Origin of the sequence: Kribbella sp. NPDC050241 (assembly GCF_044459685.1) — a bacterium.
In the GTDB taxonomy this organism is placed as follows: Bacteria; Actinomycetota; Actinomycetes; order Propionibacteriales; family Kribbellaceae; genus Kribbella.
This window is the reverse complement of sequence record NZ_JBITJE010000005.1, coordinates 417,922-436,084: the sequence shown is the minus strand read 5'-3', so window position 1 is coordinate 436,084 and position 18,163 is coordinate 417,922. Positions and strand designations below refer to the sequence as shown.

The window sequence follows — 18,163 nt, the reverse complement described above, 5'->3', positions numbered from 1 at the left end:
GAGGTCAGGCGACGGGTTCGACCTTGGGGGTTTCTTGGGGGGTTGGTGGGGGTGGGGCCGGTGGGCCGCCTTCCAGTTGGATGTCGGGGACGATGCGGTCGAGCCAGCGTGGGAGCCACCAGGCGCGGTCGCCGAGGAGCGTCATGACGGACGGCACCAGGACCATCCGGACGATGCTGGCGTCGATCAGTACGGCGACTGCCATGCCGACCGCGAGCATCTTGACCGTCGGGTCGTCGTCGAGGACGAAGCTGAGGAAGACCACGATCATGATCGCGGCCGCCGTGGTGATGACCCGGGCCGTCGCGCCGATCCCGATCGCCACGGCGCGATGGCTGTCCTTGGTCGCGATCCACGCCTCGTGCACCCGGGACAGCAGGAAGACTTCGTAGTCCATCGACAACCCGAACACGATCGCGAACATCAGCATCGGCACGAACGACGGGATCGGCACCTTCTCGTCGATCCCGACCAACGAGGATCCCCAACCCCACTGGAACACCGCGACGATCACGCCGTACGCCGCTCCGACCGACAGCAGGTTGAGGATCGCGGCCTTGATCCCGATCAGGAGCGATCGGAACGCGACCGTGAGCAGCAGGAACGCCAGCAGCACCACAGCCCCGATCAGCCACAGCATCCGCCCGGACACCTTCTCGGTGAAGTCGACGTACCCGGCAGTGGTGCCGACGACGAAGGTGGGCTCTTTCTGCCCCGCGAGTACGTCGTCCCGGATCCGGTTGACCAGGTCCTCGGTCTCCGCCGCGGACGGCGACGTGGTCGGGATGACGTTGATGATCGCCGTCGTACCGGAGCTGTTCAGGCTCGGCGGCTGTACGGCGGCCACGCCGGACGTCTTCTGCAGCGTCGACGCGAGACCGTTCAGCAAGGTCTGCTTGTCGGTCGAGCTCTCGGACGGGAGCTGTACGACGACCGTCAGCGGACCGTTCGCGCCCGGGCCGAAGCCTTGGGCAACCAGGTCGTACGCCTTCCGGCTCGAGTCCTGCGCCGGATCCGTGCCGGCGTCGAGCTGGCCGAGGTTCATCGACAGCAGCGGGATCGCCAGGACGAGCAGCACCAGCGTGGCGACGATGCCGTACGGCCACGGCCGGACGCTGACCTTGCGCCCCCAGCGGGCGAACGCGCTCTGCTCGTGCTTGAGGTCGCGCCGCTCGCGCTCCTCGGCCCGGTGTTCGGCCACGGCCACCTCGTCCTCGAGGCCGGCCTCGAGCTCCTGTTCCTCGACCAGGTGGTGCCTGTCGTTGCGGTTCAGTACCAGGAACTTCGCCAGACCGAGCATGGCCGGGATGAGTGTCAGGGCAGCCAGCACAGTGACCGCGACCACGATGGCCGACGACAGACCGAGCGCGCCGACGAACGGTACGCCGGACACATACAGACCGAGGATCGCGATGACGACCGTCCCACCGGCGACCAGGATGGCCGCACCGGAGGTCGACTCGGTCCGGCCGACGGACTCCTCGACGCCTTGGCCGTCGTCGAGTTGTTCGCGATGGCGGGACACCATGAAGAGCCCGTAGTCGATCGCGACGCCCAGTCCGAGCAGGGTCGCGACCGTCGGCGCCGAGACCGGGAAGTCCTTCACGGCCGCGAGCAGACCGAGTATGGCCAGGCCGCCGCCGACGCTGAAGATCGCGGCCACCAGCGGCAGCGCGGACGCGACGATGGACCGGAACATCAGGAACAGCAACAGCAGCGCCAGCGCGAGACCGATCGCCTCCGAGAGCGCATCGTCGGCCTGCTTGCCGATCTGCCCGGCGCCTCCGCCGTACTCGACCTCGAGTCCGGCGGAGCGGGCCGGCTGGACGGCCGCGTCCAGCTTGTCGAGGTAGCTGCTGTCGAGCGACGCCGGCACCACGGAGAACGACACCGGAGCGTTGACGACGCTCCCGTCCTTCGAGATGTACGCCGTCGATGACGTCGCCAGCGGATCGACGGCCGAGACGACGTCAGGCAGCTTGCCGACCGCCGCCATCGACGTCTTGACCGCATCGGACTGCTCGGAGACCGTCCCGGACTTGGCGTGGAAGACGATCGATCCGGAGTACCCGCCGGCCGTGGAGAAGTCCTTGTTCAGGATCGTCAATCCAGCCGACGATTCACTGCCGGGGACCGTGTAGTTGTTGACGTACGTACCGCCGAACGCCGCCCGCAGGACGAACAACCCGACCACGGCAACCAGCCAGCCGGCGATCACGAACCAGTGAAATCGTGCGGCCCCTCGACCGAGCCGATCCAGAAACACATGCACAGGGCGCCCCCTCCCCCAGGCGCCCCCAGGCCCGGCCACGCCGCGCGCCCCTTCGCCGACAGTAGGCTGGGCGCGACCCCGCGACAACCCCTCGGTCACTGTCCGTATCTCTACGCCACCGCAGGATCGCTCTTCGTCGTCAGCCGACCAAGCGGAAGCGTTGGGAGGAGACCGCCCGCCGTACTTCGTCCGCCGTCCGCTGCACGTCGAGCCCGCTGGTGTCGATCGCATGCGACTCCAGCTCACCCAGTTCGGCGAACAACTGGTGCAGCCCGGTGATCGCCTCGGCATCCTTCAGTGAGTCGCCGCCCCGGTCCCGGGCCCGGGCCAGCGTGGTCTCGAGATCCGGCCGGAGTACGACGTACGACAGGACCAGGCCGGCCTGCTCCGCGGCGGCGCGGAACGGTGGCACGTAATGGAGGCCGACGACCCCGTCCACCACGACGTCGTACCCGCCTCGTGCGTACGTCGTCGCCGCCGCGACGATGACGTCGACGACCACGTCGTTCTGGTCCGCCGACCCAGGCAGGTACGGCGGCACGAAGCCGGTGCGGATGGCCGTGTAGAACTGATCGGTCAGGAGGTGCACGGTCAGACGTTCCGCATCCGTGGCAACCAACTCGGCCACTGTCGACTTGCCTGCGCCAGGTGGTCCGGTCAGCACGATGAGCTCGCCGTTCATGCTGCGAGACGCTAGCCAACCCGCCCCGGAAACTGCACTCATTTAGCCGCCGGCGACGCTGGGCAGGATGAGGAGCTCGGCTTCGGCGGGCAGCTTGGTGTCCAGACCGTCCAGGTCGCGGATGTTGTCGTTGCCCAGATACACGTTCACGTGCCGACGGATCGCACCCTGCTCGTCGGTCAGGCGCCGGCGGAGTGCCGGGTGCTGAGCCTCGAGGGCGGCGAAGACCGAGGCAACGGTCGGCTCGCCGCCGGACTCGATCTCGACCCGCTCGGCTCCGCCCGCGAACGGTCTGAGCACCGTCGGCAGCCTGACCGCGACCATCGTCAGCCCAGCACCGCGGCGCGCACGGTGAGCACGTCTGGCAGGTGACTCGCCACCTCGACCCACGTGTCACCGGCATCCGCACTCGCATACACGCACCCGTCGCGCGTGCCGACGTACACCCCGGCCGGGTCGGCCGTGTCGGTCGTCATCGCGTCGCGCAGGACCGGCACGAACGAAACGTCGGGCAGTCCGCTGGACAACGGCTCCCAGGTCGCCCCGGCGTCGCGAGACCGGTAGACGCGGCAACTGGCGTCGGTGGGGATCCGGTTCGCGTCCGCGACCAACGGGAAGACGTAAACGGTGTCGGGGTCGTGCGGATGCACCACGATCGGGAACCCGAAGTCCGAGGGCAGTCCGTCCGCGATCGACTTCCAGATCGCGCCACCGTCGTCGGAGCGGTAGACGCCGTGGTGGTTCTGCGCGAACATCCGCTCCGGTACGTCGGGATGCCCGGCCAACTTGTGCACGCACTGACCGAACTCCGGATCCGGGTCGGGCATGAACTTCGCCTTGATCCCGTGGTTCGCCGGCGACCACGACGCACCGCCGTCGGTGGTCTGGTACACGCCACCGGTCGACATCGCGACACTCACCTGCCCGGGGTCGCTCGGGTGCGGGAGCACGGTGTGCACCGCCTGACCGCCGAAGCCGGCGCCCCACTCCTTGCGGTGCGGGTGGTCCCACAGGCCGCGGACCAGCTCGAACGTCACTCCCCCGTCGGTCGACTTCCACAGCGCCGACGGCTGCGTCCCGGCGTACACGACTCCGGGCTGCGATTCGGGCGCCGGCTGGATCTGCCAGACCCGCTCGAGCGACGCCTCGGAGCCTTCAGGGAAGCCGATCGAGCCCTGGGGCGGTTCGGCCCACGTCTTGCCGAGGTCGTCGGAGTGGAACACCGCCGGGCCCCAGTGCTCGCTCGTCCCACCGACGAACAGCCGGGGCTGGTCGCCGCGCGGATCGATACCGACCGCGTACACACCCTGCATCTCGAACTCCGGCACCGGGCCGTCCAGGCTCCACTTCCGGCGCGCGGCGTCACTCCGTCCGATCCAGAGCCCCTTCTTGGTCCCGATCAGCAGTACGGCCTCGGACATCGTTGTCCTCCTTTAGCGTGGCGGCCCCGCCACCACATTGACGAGTGCTTCCCCTTGCGCATACCGCTCCAGCTGCGCACGCACCAGCCGGGCGACTCGCGGCTCGAACGCCGTCGACGCACCGCCGCGGTGCGGGTTGATCAGAACGTTCGGAGCCGACCACAGCGGATGTCCGGCGGGCAACGGCTCGGGATGGGTCACGTCGAGCGCGGCGCTGATCCGCTCCGAGCTGAGCTCCGCCAGCAACGCGTCCGTGTCCACGACGACACCGCGTGCGACGTTGACCAGCAGCGCGCCGTCCTTCAGCTGGGCCAGGAACTTCGCGTCTACCATCCCCCGCGTCTCGGCGGTCGCCGGCGTCAGAACGACGACGACATCCGCGCGCGGGAGCAGCTCAGGCAGGTCGGTGATCGGGTGCACACCCTCCCGGGGCCGCCGGGCGACCCGGATGATCTCGCACTCGAACCCGGTCAGCCGCCGCTCCAGCGCCTCGCCGATCGACCCGTATCCGAGGATCATCACCGTCCGGTCCGCGAGCGAGTCGTCCAGCTCGGTGTACGACGACGGCCAGACCTCCCGCTCCTGGTTGCGGACGGCTCGCGGCAGGCGCCGGTACGACGCCAGGATCAGGCCGACCGCCAGCTCCGCGGTGGACGCGTCATGGACGCCGCGGGCGTTGCACAAGGTGACTCCGTCGGCCAGGTGCGGCACAACATGCTCGAACCCGGCCGTCTGGGTCTGCACGACCTTGAGATTCGGCAGCTCCCGGACGACCTGGATCACCCGGTCACCGCCCATGTACCCCGGAACGTAGAACTCGACCTCCGCGAGCGACGCCGGCCGCTCGTCACCGTCGAAGAAGTCCACGTCGAAACCCGCGGGCAGCCCGCCGAGGAAGGTGTCGGGGTCCTCCCAGGGCAGCCATGCCTTCACCACATCAGCCATGCCCACGAACCTACTCGGCCACTCCGACAGTGTGAACTCCCGTGCCAGGCACGAAGCGTCGTCGTACTCTGGATCGGTGCCTTCGACATCGGATCCGGTTCGGACTCTCGATCACGACCAGGCGGTAGGGCAGCTGCGGGCGTCGTACGAACGGATCCCCGCAGGCAGGCCCGTCCGGCTGGCGAAGCGCAGTTCCAACTTGTTCCGGCCGAGAACCGAGATCGACCAGGCCGGTCTCGATGTATCCGCACTGACCGGCGTGATCGCTGTCGATCCGGTGGCGCGGACGGCCGACGTCCAGGGCATGTGCACGTACGAGGACCTGGTCGCGGCGACGCTGCCGCACGGCCTCACCCCGATGGTCGTCCCGCAGTTGAAGACCATCACCCTCGGCGGCGCGGTCACCGGACTCGGCATCGAGTCGTCGTCGTTCCGCGCCGGGCTGCCGCACGAGTCGGTGCTCGAACTCGACATCCTCACCGGGTCCGGCCAGCTCGTCACGGCCCGGCCCGACGGTGAGCACGCGGAGCTGTTCCGCACCTTCCCGAACTCCTACGGCACGCTCGGCTACGCGACCCGGCTGCGGATCGAGCTCGACCGGATCTCGCCGTACGTCGCGCTGCGGCATGTGCGGGTCGACCTGGACCGGCTCGGCCCGGTGATCGAGGAGCTCGTTGCCTCCGGCATGTACGAGGGCGAGCCGGTGCACTTCGTCGACGGGGTGGCGTTCACGCCGTCGGAGGCGTATCTGACGCTCGGTCGCAACAGCGACGCGGCGGTGCGGACCAGCGACTACACCGGCCAGCAGATCTACTACCGCTCGATCCAGCAGCGGCCGAACGACTTCCTCACCGCACACGACTATCTGTGGCGCTGGGACACCGACTGGTTCTGGTGCTCGGCCGCGTTCGGCGCGCAGAACCCCTGGGTACGGCGGGTGTGGCCGCGGCGCTGGCGGCGCAGCGACGTGTTCCACAAGATCGTCGGCTTCGAGAACCGGCATCACGTCGCCGCGCGGCTCAATCGCCGGCGCGGCCAGGCCGACCGCGAACGCGTGGTCCAGGACGTCGAGATTCCGGCGTCGCAGCTGGCCGGGTTCCTGCGCTGGTTCGACGCCGAGGTGGGGATGCGGCCGGTGTGGCTGTGCCCGCTGCGGCTCCGCGGGTCCATCGACTGGCCGCTGTATCCGCTGAAGCCCGGCGAGACGTACGTGAACGTTGGCTTCTGGGGCACCGTGGCCATGGCCGACGGTGCCGCCGACGGTGACGTGAACCGGGCGATCGAGGACGCCGTCGCGCGTTTCGACGGCCACAAGTCGCTGTACTCCGATGCCTACTACGACCGCGACACGTTCGACCGCCTCTACAACGTTCCGGCCTTGAACGCGGTGAAGAAACGGTACGACCCCGACGCCCGGCTCACCGGGCTCTACGAGAAGGCGGTGACGCGCCGATGACGACGCTTGCGACCCAGGTTTCGATTGCCGATGCACTCACGACAGTGACCCCGGACGGTCTCCCGTTCCGGTTCACGGCGTACGACGGCAGCGCGACCGGCCCTGAGGATTCGCCGATCCACATGCACCTCGCGTCCGAGCGTGGACTGTCCTACGTACTCACGGCGCCCGGCGACCTCGGCCTGGTCCGCGCCTACGTGATGGGCGACCTGGAGATCACCGGCGTGCACCCGGCCAATCCGTACGGGCTGATGCGGATGATGCTCAACCAGCTGCACTTCGAGCGGCCGACGACGGCGGAGGCGCTGCGCATCGTCCGCGGGCTCGGCTGGAGCCACCTGAAACCACCGCCGCCCCCGCCGCAGGAGCACCTGCCGAAGTGGCGCCGGACGTTCGAGGGACTGCGCCACTCGCGGACCCGGGACAAGGCCGCGATCCACCACCACTACGACGTGTCGAACACTTTCTACGAGTGGATCCTCGGGCCGTCGATGACGTACACCTGCGCGGTGTACCCGTCCGCGGACGCGACCCTGGAGCAGGCGCAGTACGAGAAGTACGACCTGGTTGCGCGGAAGCTCGATCTGAAGGCGGGTCAGCGGCTGCTCGACGTCGGGTGCGGGTGGGGCGGCATGGTCCGGCACGCGGCCCGCGAGTACGGCGTTCGCGCGCTGGGCGTCACGTTGTCGTCGGCGCAGGCCGAGTGGGCGTCGGAGGCGATCAAGGCCGAAGGGCTGGAGGATCTGGCCGAGGTACGGTTCCTCGACTACCGCGACGTGCCGGAGCGCGACTTCGACGCGATCAGCTCGATCGGTCTGACGGAGCACATCGGCGTACGCAACTATCCGTCGTACTTCGGTTTCCTGCTGGACCGGCTCAAGCCCGGCGGCCGGCTGCTGAACCACTGCATCACCCGGCCGGACAACCGCTTCCGCTCCACCGGCGCCTTCATCGACCGCTACATCTTCCCCGACGGCGAACTGATCGGCTCCGGCCGCATCATGGCCGAAGCCCAGGACGCCGGCTTCGAGGTCCGCCACTCGGAGAACCTCCGCGAGCACTACGCCCTCACCCTCGCCGCCTGGTCCGACAACCTCCAGACCCACTGGGACGAGGCCGTAGCCGAAGTAGGCCACCCCATCGCCAAGATCTGGGGCCTCTACCTAGCCGCCTGCCGAGTCGGCTTCGAACGCAACAACACCCAACTCCACCAGTTCCTGGCCGTAAAACTGGACAACCAATCCAACGCCCACTTCCCCCTACGCCCCACCTGGCTCAGCTGACCGAGAGGCTCCAGCCCGCGGGCGGTTGCAGCGGTGGAGTCGTCTGCGTCACCTGCACCCGGGTGGCCAGCATCAGCGACTCGTCCGCGAGCTGGAGCGTCACGGAGAATCGGCGGTCGGGATAGGCCGACGCGAGCCGCGCCGACCATGTCTCGACCAGCAGACTGCCGAGCTGCCGCACTACGTCCTCCTGCAAGTCCCCCGACGCCGGCCGGACACCGAACAGATACTCCAACTCGAAGAAGTTGAAGCTGTCGACCGCCTCTGCCCACGACCCACGCGGCTCGTCCCGGCTCGCAGCAATCGCTGCTGCGAGCCGCTCGGTGATGTACGCCTCGTCATCTCCGTTAAGGGCCAGGAATACCGCCCCATGCAGCTCCACCAGCTTGGGCCAGTACAGCCATCCGTAAACCAGTGCGTCGACCGCCGAACCGATCTCCCCGAAATACGCGACCGGATCCTCGGACTCCACGTCGGGGAACGAAGCCTGGAAGAGCCTGCGCACGGCAGCGGAGTCCATCTAATCTCCATCTAGATAACCTGGCGGAATGCGATCCGGGACGTCCGCCCCCGGGATGGCCTGACCTCTGCCCTTAGGGTAATAGAGCGGCGGACTCATCCCGGAGTGCTTGCCACCCGTACCACGGAAGCGCGGGCCCGGCTGCCAACCCGCCGGATGACGATCGTTCTTGAAGAAGGTCTGGTACCTGGTCACCACGCCGTTCGCGTCCCGCTCGAACACAGTGTGATCGCCGGTTGCGTTCTCATCCGGAGACAGTCCCTGCGCGCGACTGCGTTTGGCGGCTTCGGCTACCTCGTCCTCGCCACCACAGTTGTGGACGAGCACCGGCGTCGCGCCAGCCATCACATAGTAGGTATGTGGGCCAGCCACCGTCAGGTTGTGGACCCGGGCGACGGCTTCGTACCGGGTCCGCGCAACAACCCGCACCGGCTCCGACGATCCAAGGCTCGACAGTTCGTCGCCTACGGCGAGGTCGGCCGCTGTGACCCACTGGTGCGGGCCAGGCAGGTAGAACGGATGCCCGTCGGTCGCCACGAGGTGCTGGACTCCCCGCGAATCCGCATCCTTCGGCGCGACCGCGATATCGACGAGCTTCTTGGTGCCTTCGCCGATGATGGTAGCCACGACCGGATGCGAGGCGACTTCTCCGCTGCTCGGCTCCGAGGCCAGAACCCCGTCACCGACTTCGATCTTGTCGATCGGTTTGGTCTTCCCGTTCGCGAGGAGTACCAGTGTCCCGGGTTCGAACGAGTTACATCGTGCGGCGGCCTTGAGGTCGTCTTCGGCTTTGCGGAGGCCCTTGATGCCGTCGATGGCTTCGCCGACGAGGTCTTTGATCCGGCCTATGAGTTTCCAGGCCTTCTTCATCTTGAAGAGGTATTTGCTGATGAGTTTGCCGGCTATGCCGCCGACGAAGGAGGCCAGGACGGTGACGCCGGTGGCGACGCATGCGCCCAGGTCGCCGTTGGTGAAGCAGTTGAGGGCGTCGGTGATGCCGAGTTCGTCGGCGACGATCTTGACCAGGTCCTTGATGACCTTCTTGATGCGTTTCTTGGTTTCCTTGACCTTCTGGGTGTGCTGGGAGATCTCGGACTCTTCCCAGCTGTTGACCTGCTTGCCGTCGTCGTCCTTGTAGGAGATGAAGCCGCCGCGGCCCTCCTTCTTGGACTTCTGGTACTGCTCGACGTTGTCCGAGCCGCCGTTGCGGGCCTCGAACCCGTCGGCGCCCTTGCCACCGACGAACATCATCCCGTCGGGGTCGCTGAACGTTGCCGGGCTGTTGTTCGAGTAGGCGTAGGCGTTCAGCGTCTGCGGGTCACCGATGTCGACCAGCGGGTCGACGCTGATGAAGCGGCCGAGCTTGGCGTCGTACTCGCGGGCCCCGAGGTGCGTCAGCCCGGTCGACGGATCGTCGACACCGTTGACGAAGCCGCGGGAGTTCGGTTCCCACGTCGGCGACGTCGTACCGCGTGCGTTGCCGAACGGGTCCATGAAGCGGCGGGACACGCCCGCCGTCAGGCCGTCGACCGAGACCGACGCCGTGCCGTGCGGGTCGGACATCAGGTACTCGACCGAGGAACTGTTGTTGCGCATGGCGATCGTCGCGCCGTTGAAGTCGTAGTACCGGGTCGAGCTGACCGAGTCCGCGGCCTTGTCCCAGCGAACCTCGGCCGACGCGAGGTAGAGCGTCGCCCCCTTCGGATCGTGGCGGATCAGCCGGCTGCCGTCCGCGTCGTACACGAAGCTGGTGTCTCCGTCCGGCCCGCTGACCGACTCCAGGTGGCCTTCCGGATCCCAGTTGAACGTGTCGGTGTCACCGGCAACGGTTCGCGTCGACATGTTGCCCGCCGCGTCGTATCCGTAGGTGTCAGCCGACGTGCCCGACGGCCCTGCGGCAGCCACGCCGGTGACAGCGTGCGGCCGAACGGCTGTCGGCGCCGGGTAGGCGTAGGTGGACGTGGTGTCCCCCGCCACCTTGTGGTCGACCAGAGAGGTGCGGTTGCCCGACGCGTCGTACGCATACGACTGCCAGTACGGCGCGGGTCCGCCCACGGTGGACGCCGAACGGGCATCCGAACACGCACCAGCCGGAGTCCACGCCTCCGTTGTCCGCTGCAGGTAGTCCGTCGCAAAGCACTGCAGATCGACCGACGTGCCGTACTGATGCGAGATCGACTTGACGTTGGACGCGTCGTCGTACCCGTAGACGAAGGTGTCGTCGGTCTGCAGCACGCCCTCACGGTCGACCTTCATCTTGGCCAGCCGCCGCGTGCCCTGCTCGTACTCGAAGGACTGGTAGACACCCTTCCCGGTCTGCTGACCGGCGTGGTACTGCAGCGGGTCGCCGTACTCGCCGTACGTCGTCTCGCTGACGTACGCCTGCCACCCACCCATCGCGTTCAGGTTTCCGGACGCGTCGTAGTACAGGTCGACGGTCTCGTCCGGCAGGCCCGGCGTGCTGGGCAGCTTGGCCTTCTTGACAGTGCCGTCCGGGTTGTACTGCGTGGTGCTGGTGTACGTGCCGGCGAGCTTGCCCTCGGACGCCGGGATGACGACCTGAGTGCCGACGGGCCGGTCCATCGAGTCGTACCCGGTCACGGCCGACACGTAGTTGTTGCCGTTGACGGTGCGGGTGGACGAGGTCAGGAGCCCCTTGCCCAGGGTGTCGTACACCCAACTGGCCAACACCGGCCCGGTCGCCGATCCGTTGCGTACGGCGGTCTTCCGGTCCAGCTCGTCGTAGGAGAAGAACAGCTCCTGCCCGCGCGCGTCCTTGGTGGACACCACCCGGTCCCCCGCGTCGTACGCGGTGGTTGTGGTCCCCTTGTCGGGGTCCTCCGCCTGGATCTGGCGGCCGCGCAGGTCGTAGCCGTACCGCCAGACACTGCCCGCGGCATTGGTGACCGTCTCGAGCTGGTCGTCCGGCGTGTAGGTGTACTTCGTCGAGTCGTAGTCACCACCCGCGGCACGGCCGTGGAACTGCCGCAGCTCCGAGACCTTGCCCCGGGCATCGAGCATCTTGATGGTGGTGGTCGCACCCTCGGGCGGGATGGTCGCCACCGCGTTGCCGCCGTAGATCGTCTCGGTCCGCCACTGCTCGGCGTTCTGGACGACGAACTGCGACAGCACATTGCGGCCGGCCCCGTCGTAGGTGTTCAGAGTCCTGGCCGGCAGGTTCGGCTCGTTGGCGTCGAAGAGGACGTTGGAGGGTGCGGACGTGTTGTCGTAGTACGGCCCGTCCTGGCTCGCGACATTGCCGCGCTCGTCGTACCTGGTGTCGATCAGCACCCGGCCGAGACCGGTCGCCGCAGGCGTCTGCACCTGCCGTTGCCGCAACAGACCGTCGAACAGCGTCCGGCTCGTCTTGTACGTGCCGTCGGGCTTGAGCTCCTGAGTGGCGACGACGTTGGGCGCCGTCTTCGACAGCAGGTAGCTGAAGATCATCGAGGCGGTCGCACCGCCGGCCTTCGACCGGTTCGGCAGCCAGACCGCGGTCAGCCGACCGAACGCGTCGTACGTCAGGTCCGTCCGGCGTCCGTTGGGATCGACCTCGGACAGCGTGGCTCCCCACGCCGGCGAGATCGTGGTGACGTTGGCGTAGCCCTTCGCGTCGGTCGTCGTCACACCGGTGACCGGGCCGCCGGTGGCCGGGGTGAAGGCGACGGTGCTGGTCTGCCGGTTGAGGCCGTCCCAGGTCCCGGTGATGCGGCCGAGTGAGTCGTACGCGGTCCGCGAGCGCTGCTCGTAGACGGGGCCGGAGGCCCAGCCACTCATGCTCTCGACCTTGGTGACCAGACCGCGCACCGGTGCGTCCGCGAGGCCGGTCTTGCCGTCGTAGTAGCTGCGCTCGTCGGAGATCACCTGCGCGGGACGGCTCGGCGTCGCGCCGCACGCGACCGACACCTTCTCCTCGCGGCTGACCGGGCTCAGCAGCCATAGGGCCTGGTTGCGGTTGTAGGTGTACCGGGTACACCGGTCGTCCGACGTGATCGCAAGATCGCCGAGATCGTCGACCTGGGTGGGCAGACCCACCGTGTCGAACGTGGTCACCGACCCCGCGGTCCGGTAGCTGCCGCTGCTCAGCCGGGTCCGGGTGACCGACGACTTCGTCCGCAGGATCATCGCCGTGTCGCCGCCGGCGGTGCCCGTCGCGGTGACCCACGGCGTGGAGATGGTGCCCTCGACCTCGGCACCACCCGCGCCGTTGTAGGTGATCTCTTCGCGGACGAAGCCGTTGTAGCGATTCGCGTCCTCGACCGTGCCGCCCTGGCTGTCGGTCACGATGACCGTCTTCTTCGTCGTGCCCGCCGCATCGAGGTAGTCGTCGTGCATGCCTCGGAAGAACAGGTACTGCGTCTGGGTCTGGTTGCCGACCGGTCCGGTCTTCACGTTGACCTTGGAGTACCCGCGCCAGTCACCCCAGCTGCGGTACTTCAGCAGCGTCAACTCGTTGTCGTCGAAGTGCCAGGCCGGCGTGCCCAGATACTCGTACGACGTCAACTGGTCCGGAGCGTCGGTGGAGTTGTCGTCGACCGCGATCGACGTGACCACGTACTTGTTGAACCAATGCATCGTCGGCGCGGCGCCGCCGTCGATCGTCCAGTAGACCGGGAAACACAGTCTGGTGTTGGTCGCGGCACTGGCCGGCTTGGAGGTCGGTGTGCAGTCCGCGTCGCTGTAGTTGACGTTGGTGATCTGGCCGGACTCCGACTGGATCGACGACACCCGGTACTTGACCATGGCCGGAGCACCGTCGCCGATCGCGTCGACCCGGTTCGGCTTGTCGATTCCCGTGAACGTGACACTCGGATTCGTCAGGGCTGTGCCGACCCGGCCCTGGTGGGTGATCGAGCGCAGGAACAACGACGGCGCGACGTCCGTGGCCGGATAGTCCTGGGTCAGGGTCCAGGTGTCGACCGGGTTGTAGGTGTTGTTGCTGCCGAGGACCTCGGTGTTGATCGTGGTCAGCCGCTTGCGGGTGAAGAACGACGGCGAGGTCCGGTTCGGGCAGGTGGTCGACGACGTACAGAGCTGGTCGAACGGCGTGTCCGGCCAGCGCGAGGCGTTCGCCGCGGTCAGCTGGGCCGGGTCACAGGTCACCGTTCCACCGGGGAGGCACCGCTCGGAGACGCCGAACCAGACCCGGGTCGGCGCGGCCGTGGTCGTCTCGGTGCTGCCGGCAACCTTTCCGTAGTCGATGATCCACGGGTAGCTGGCGCGCTGGTAGATCGAGACGCCGGTGTTGTTGTTGCGGCCGTAGTAGTTGCTCTCCTGGATGTACCGGTAGCTCATCAGGTTGTTGCTGAGGTCAACCACCCGGTCGACGTTCCAGCGCCAGGCCTGGGTGCAGTACGACGCGGCGAACGTCGCCTGGTAGCACGGCTCACCGACCTGGTTGCCGAAGACCGGGACCGTGCTGACCGAGTCGGAACGGGCGTTGCCGGGCACGCTCGGGTTGAGACCGAAGGAGTACTTCGTTCCGTCCGTGGTCGTGACCTGCCAGTACTCGCCGTCCTTGGCGCCGTTCGTCGCGCCGTAGCGGCGCTGGATCAGCGAACCGTCGTCGTTCTTCAACCGGAACGTGTCGATCTTCGCGACCGGGTCGCTGCTGATCTTCAGGAGTTCACCGGAGTGGCTGCCCAGCGAGAGGACCGCGTTGTCGGACTTCCAGCACAGGTCGCCGGTCTTCACGGTCGTGTTGCTGTTGGTCATGTCATCGGCGCAGGACACGTACTTGCGCTCGATGAAGCCAGGCTCCATCGAGTGTCCCTGACCGATCCACGACGTCTGGTTGTTGGTCGACGCGACCTGCCCGTCGACCGAGCCCGAGCTGTAGCTGATCGACAGTTCCGGTTTCGGCCCGGCCGTCCCCGGCGGGACGCGGAGCGGGTAGCTCCAGGTGAAGTCACCGGTCTGGGCACCCACGTTCCACGTCGCCGAGGGCGAAAGAGACGTCGCGGCGTACGAACCTGCCGGACCGGACACGCCGGCCGTCAGCGCCAGTGTGGTGAACTGGGCGGCCGCGGCCGGCGCGAGGTCGACCTCACCGGAGACGACCTTGGTGTCCACGTTGTTGTTCGTCGTGGCGAGAGGCTGTTGCTGAGTGCAAGCGTTCCCGCTGGTGCAGGTCAGCTGGACCAACTGGAGCCGGGACGACCAATCACCGCCGTACGCGGTGGCGAACTTCGAGTAGTCGAACTGGACCTTCACCTTCGCGGGCACCGCCTGCGCATCGGTCCGGGCGACACGCATCGCGACACCGGTGACACCGAGCCGTTGGCTGCCGGCCTGATCGAGCACCTCCAGCCGCGCCGACGGAGACGCCGTACCGCGTGCCGACGAGGTGACGACGGCGGTGACCGGCGAGCTGGCGACCTTGCTCTGCACCGAGGCGCCCAAGGTCGACACCGACGCCGCCGGCCAGACCGGCGCCGCAGGTGCCTTCGAAGCCTCGGCAGCCTGGTTGGACTGCTTCGCGGGCGCGGGGACGAAATCCTTCCCCGGCGTGGACTTCTCCTTCTTCACCTCCGGCGCCGGCCGGCTCGTCGTCGTGGCCGCAGCCTCCGGGACGTACGACGCCACCCCGGCAACCAGGCTGACGCCGAGCAAGGTGACCAGCGCGGCCAGTGCCGGCCGCTTGCGGTGAAGTGATCGCACTCGAGTTCCTCGTATCAACTGGTCGGGGCGGAGTCGTACAGGTCGGTGAAGACCGCGGCGTTGTCGATCGGACCGGGGTAGATGCGAACGTCGTCGACCTGGCCGTCGATCGGACGGGCCACACTCGCGACCGTGCCGGTACCGACTCGCAGCAGCCCGGGTGCGTCCGTCGTCGGAGGGATGTTCGCGGTCGTCGCCACCGCGTCCTCGCCGACGAACAGGGTCAGCGTGTGTTCCCCGGAGTCGTAAATGCCGGTGAGGTAGACCCAGTCACCGGCCAGGTACGGCGTGGGTTGCGACAGGACCGACAACTCGCCGGATCCGTTCGGGTTCGGGATCGAGAAGGACCACACGGCCTTGGGATCGCCAGGATCGGACAAGTCCTGGCTCTGGACTCCCAGCATGAATCCACTGGTGCCGGCGCGGTCCTCGCTCAACGCGATCTGACGCCCGGGTGTGTTTCCCAGCTTCACTCTCACGCTGGCGCTGAAGCTCCGGCTGGTGTCGACGATGTCGCTCGCCGGCGAACCCAGCGTGGCACCGCCGGTCAGCGCGACCGACCAGTCCTGTTTCGTCGCCGACGGATCCCACCGGTCCCCGGGCGCCCAGGTCGCCGTCGTGGCCAGGTTGAGTCGACGCCCGAACGTACTCGAGTCCGCTGTCGTGATTCCCGAGCCCTCGTCCATCCTCCAGATGCCGGCTGCGGCGCCCGTCTGGACCTTTGCGACCGCCTCGCCGTACAAGGCACTGCGGTTGTTCGAGCGGTCGTAGGCCCAGGCCCTGATCACCGTCGGGCCGGTCTTCGTGGCGGTGAAGGTGAAGGTGCCGGGATTGACCGGGATGTTCGCGCTCGTCGGCTCCTCGCTGTCGATGGTGTAGCGGAAGTAGTTCTGGTCGACGGCGGTCGCGACGATCTTGACGCTGACCGTCTCACCGAGGGAGTAGATCTTGTCGTCCCCCGACGTGATCGTGACGTCCGGAGCCACCGGTTTGGAGGTGTCGATGATGAACCAGCAGAACGGCGACCAGGCCGAGTAGTCGACACCGTCCCAGGCACGGACCCGCCAGCCGATCAACCGGTTCGTTTCCAGCGGTGCGACATCGGCTTGTGGCGTGAAGTCAATCGTGCTGCCACTGACCTTGGTGACGCTGGGCAGCCGCTGGGCCGCCGCCCCGCCGCCGTTGTACCAGAACTCGAAGCCTGCCGACGACGGCTGCAGGTCGCTGTCGAGGATCTTGACGTGCGGGACCGGGCTGGTCTGGTTGAGCCGGGCCGGGTTCTGGTAGTCGGTCGCGCAACCCGACGTGGGATCCGTCGTCCGCATGCCGGAGACCTGCGGGATCCAGTTGTAGGTGATCGTCAACTTGACCGCCTTGTGGAATCTCTTCCAGGCCAGCGAGTCGGCTTCGTTGGTCGCGCGCACACCCAGGTGGACCCAGCCGCTCCGCGCGGCGGCCTGCTCGGCGACCGCGGTCAGCACGTTGAACTCGAGCCACTTGCCGTTCGGCAGGCACTCGTCCCGGCCGGCCGCGTCGGTCGCGGAAGCGAGCTTCTTCAGCCAGACGTTCGAGCCCGATCCGTTGCTCCAGTTCACCTCGGTGTTGATCGCGGCGACCTTCCAGACCTCCACCGCTTTCGGCGTACAACTGGCGGCCCACGTCTCGTAGGCACTGAAGATGGCCGAGGTGATGTGGGCGCCGGCGAGACCGGAGATCCCCATCTTGTAGATCAGGCGCTTGCGGCTCCACGGCTCGAACGACTGGTACCCGACGCCTTCCGGGCCTTCCCAGTTCCACGACGGGGTGGTCGGGTAGTGCTCGTTCATCATCGCGCGACCGGACTGCGCCGAGTTGAACGTCGGGTCGATGTGCAGCGGGTACCGCGTCGCGGCGTCGTTCAGCAGCGCGAGCGCCGGGCTGATCGTCAGCGCGGTCTTCGAGACCGCGGCCGGAAGCTGGACGACCTTGTCGCCTTCGAGCGGAGCCTCGGTCCGGTCGTCGTCCGTCGGTGCGGTCGCCGTACCGCGGGAGTCCCACATGATCGGCTGCGATCCGCTGAAGACCAGCTTGCCGAGGTGGTCCTTCGCCTCGATCACGCCACCCCTGGACTTCGCCACGGTCAGGCCGGGCGCCTTCATCCCGAGGTCGAGGTTCTGCAGCTGCGGCAGCCGGGCCGCGGCCGGGGTCTTGACGATCAGGACCTCGCTGTAGGAGTCGGCGAAGGCGGTGATCTTGAGGTCGACGTCGGGGAACACGTTCGGGTAGGTGACGTTGTCGGCGTCGACGACCGGCTGAGGCAGCGTCCCGGGCCAGCTGAGCGCGAGCTCGTGGCCGTCGGACGTCATCACGATGAGCGGACCGGTGCCGCCGCCGGAGAACGTCATGCCGAGCGCGGTCGCCTTCGGTCGCACCCGGCCGTCGGCGCTCTTCGCGAGTGTCGTGTCGATGTCGGCCCACTGGTCCCCGCGCTTCACGCGGACCGGGATGTTGGTCTGCTCGAGCGTGAAGGTGCCGTCCGGGTTGGCGAACGTCTGCTCGGTCTCGGTGCGCTTCTCCGGCACCTCGACCCGTTTCCCGGTCGCCTTCGCCCGCTTGGCCGGAGAGTCGTCGGCGGCCGTGCTGCTCACCGCCGCCGGTTGAGCCTCGGCCGGCGCCACGACCACCGATCCGAACAGTCCCACTGCCAGCGCGCAGAAACCCGCCATCGCACGCCGCGCCAAAGTCTTCCGCCCCTGGGGCAGACCCCACCCGTACATCGCGCCCACCGCTCTCGACTCCCCCGAGCCATAGATGCGGTACGGATCCTAAGGAGCGCGCACGGTGACCAACAGGTACAACCCATACAGTTCACCCATACAAACCGGAACGCCCCAGTACCCCATGTGTGGGGTGCATGGACTGCGGGTGTGGTTGGCATTGGACGG

At 67.7% G+C, this 18,163-nt stretch carries 10 protein-coding genes; 2 read left to right on the top strand and 8 right to left on the bottom strand.

Features of this window, described 5'->3' with window-relative positions:
* Positions 1-4: 4 nt before the first annotated feature.
* From ACIBG5_RS25550 to ACIBG5_RS25530, 5 genes are all read right to left on the bottom strand, one after another.
* Positions 5-2,272, bottom strand: coding sequence for an MMPL family transporter (locus ACIBG5_RS25550; RefSeq protein ID WP_396393978.1), 2,268 nt, complete (start codon positions 2,270-2,272; stop codon positions 5-7).
* 139 nt (positions 2,273-2,411) lie between these two features.
* The gene (locus ACIBG5_RS25545; RefSeq protein ID WP_396393977.1) at positions 2,412-2,954 is read right to left on the bottom strand and encodes an AAA family ATPase; all 543 of its coding nucleotides are present in this window, start codon (positions 2,952-2,954) and stop codon (positions 2,412-2,414) included.
* 42 nt (positions 2,955-2,996) lie between these two features.
* Positions 2,997-3,278, bottom strand: coding sequence for a ubiquitin-like small modifier protein 1 (locus ACIBG5_RS25540; protein ID WP_396393976.1), 282 nt, complete (start codon positions 3,276-3,278; stop codon positions 2,997-2,999).
* 2 nt (positions 3,279-3,280) lie between these two features.
* Positions 3,281-4,375, bottom strand: a complete 1,095-nt coding sequence (locus tag ACIBG5_RS25535; protein WP_396393975.1) for a WD40/YVTN/BNR-like repeat-containing protein — start codon at positions 4,373-4,375, stop codon at positions 3,281-3,283.
* A 12-nt stretch (positions 4,376-4,387) separates the two neighbouring features.
* Positions 4,388-5,320: a 2-hydroxyacid dehydrogenase gene (locus ACIBG5_RS25530; protein ID WP_396393974.1), complete on the bottom strand. Its 933-nt coding sequence runs from the start codon at positions 5,318-5,320 to the stop codon at positions 4,388-4,390.
* 76 nt (positions 5,321-5,396) lie between these two features.
* On the opposite strand from ACIBG5_RS25530, the gene ACIBG5_RS25525 reads away from it, so the two are divergent.
* Positions 5,397-6,776 (top strand): FAD-binding oxidoreductase, encoded by a 1,380-nt coding sequence (locus ACIBG5_RS25525; protein WP_396393973.1) that lies wholly within the window; start codon positions 5,397-5,399, stop codon positions 6,774-6,776.
* The gene (locus ACIBG5_RS25520; RefSeq protein ID WP_396393972.1) at positions 6,773-8,059 is read left to right on the top strand and encodes a class I SAM-dependent methyltransferase; all 1,287 of its coding nucleotides are present in this window, start codon (positions 6,773-6,775) and stop codon (positions 8,057-8,059) included. Before ACIBG5_RS25525 ends, ACIBG5_RS25520 begins: the two co-directional genes overlap by 4 nt.
* Here ACIBG5_RS25520 and ACIBG5_RS25515 read toward each other — a convergent pair.
* The 3 genes from ACIBG5_RS25515 to ACIBG5_RS25505 are packed head-to-tail and all read right to left on the bottom strand — an operon-like array spanning position 8,052 to position 17,995.
* Positions 8,052-8,579 carry a hypothetical protein gene (locus ACIBG5_RS25515; RefSeq protein ID WP_396393971.1) on the bottom strand — a complete coding sequence of 176 codons (528 nt, stop codon included), beginning with the start codon at positions 8,577-8,579 and terminating at the stop codon, positions 8,052-8,054. The genes ACIBG5_RS25520 and ACIBG5_RS25515 overlap by 8 nt on opposite strands.
* A complete protein-coding gene (locus tag ACIBG5_RS25510; RefSeq protein ID WP_396393970.1) occupies positions 8,580-15,239 on the bottom strand; it encodes an RHS repeat-associated core domain-containing protein in 6,660 nt (2,219 codons plus the stop codon).
* A 14-nt stretch (positions 15,240-15,253) separates the two neighbouring features.
* A complete protein-coding gene (locus ACIBG5_RS25505) occupies positions 15,254-17,995 on the bottom strand; it encodes a LamG-like jellyroll fold domain-containing protein (RefSeq protein ID WP_396393969.1) in 2,742 nt (913 codons plus the stop codon).
* Between the last annotated feature and the right edge of the window lie 168 nt (positions 17,996-18,163).

Coding starts and splice junctions, on each gene's coding strand:
- ACIBG5_RS25545 (WP_396393977.1), bottom strand. CDS start 2,954: ATGAACGGCGAGCTCATCGTGCTGACCGGACCACCTGGCGCAGGCAAG.
- ACIBG5_RS25540 (WP_396393976.1), bottom strand. CDS start 3,278: ATGGTCGCGGTCAGGCTGCCGACGGTGCTCAGACCGTTCGCGGGCGGA.
- ACIBG5_RS25535 (WP_396393975.1), bottom strand. CDS start 4,375: ATGTCCGAGGCCGTACTGCTGATCGGGACCAAGAAGGGGCTCTGGATC.
- ACIBG5_RS25530 (WP_396393974.1), bottom strand. CDS start 5,320: ATGGCTGATGTGGTGAAGGCATGGCTGCCCTGGGAGGACCCCGACACC.
- ACIBG5_RS25520 (WP_396393972.1), top strand. CDS start 6,773: ATGACGACGCTTGCGACCCAGGTTTCGATTGCCGATGCACTCACGACA.
- ACIBG5_RS25515 (WP_396393971.1), bottom strand. CDS start 8,579: ATGGACTCCGCTGCCGTGCGCAGGCTCTTCCAGGCTTCGTTCCCCGAC.
- ACIBG5_RS25505 (WP_396393969.1), bottom strand. CDS start 17,995: ATGTACGGGTGGGGTCTGCCCCAGGGGCGGAAGACTTTGGCGCGGCGT.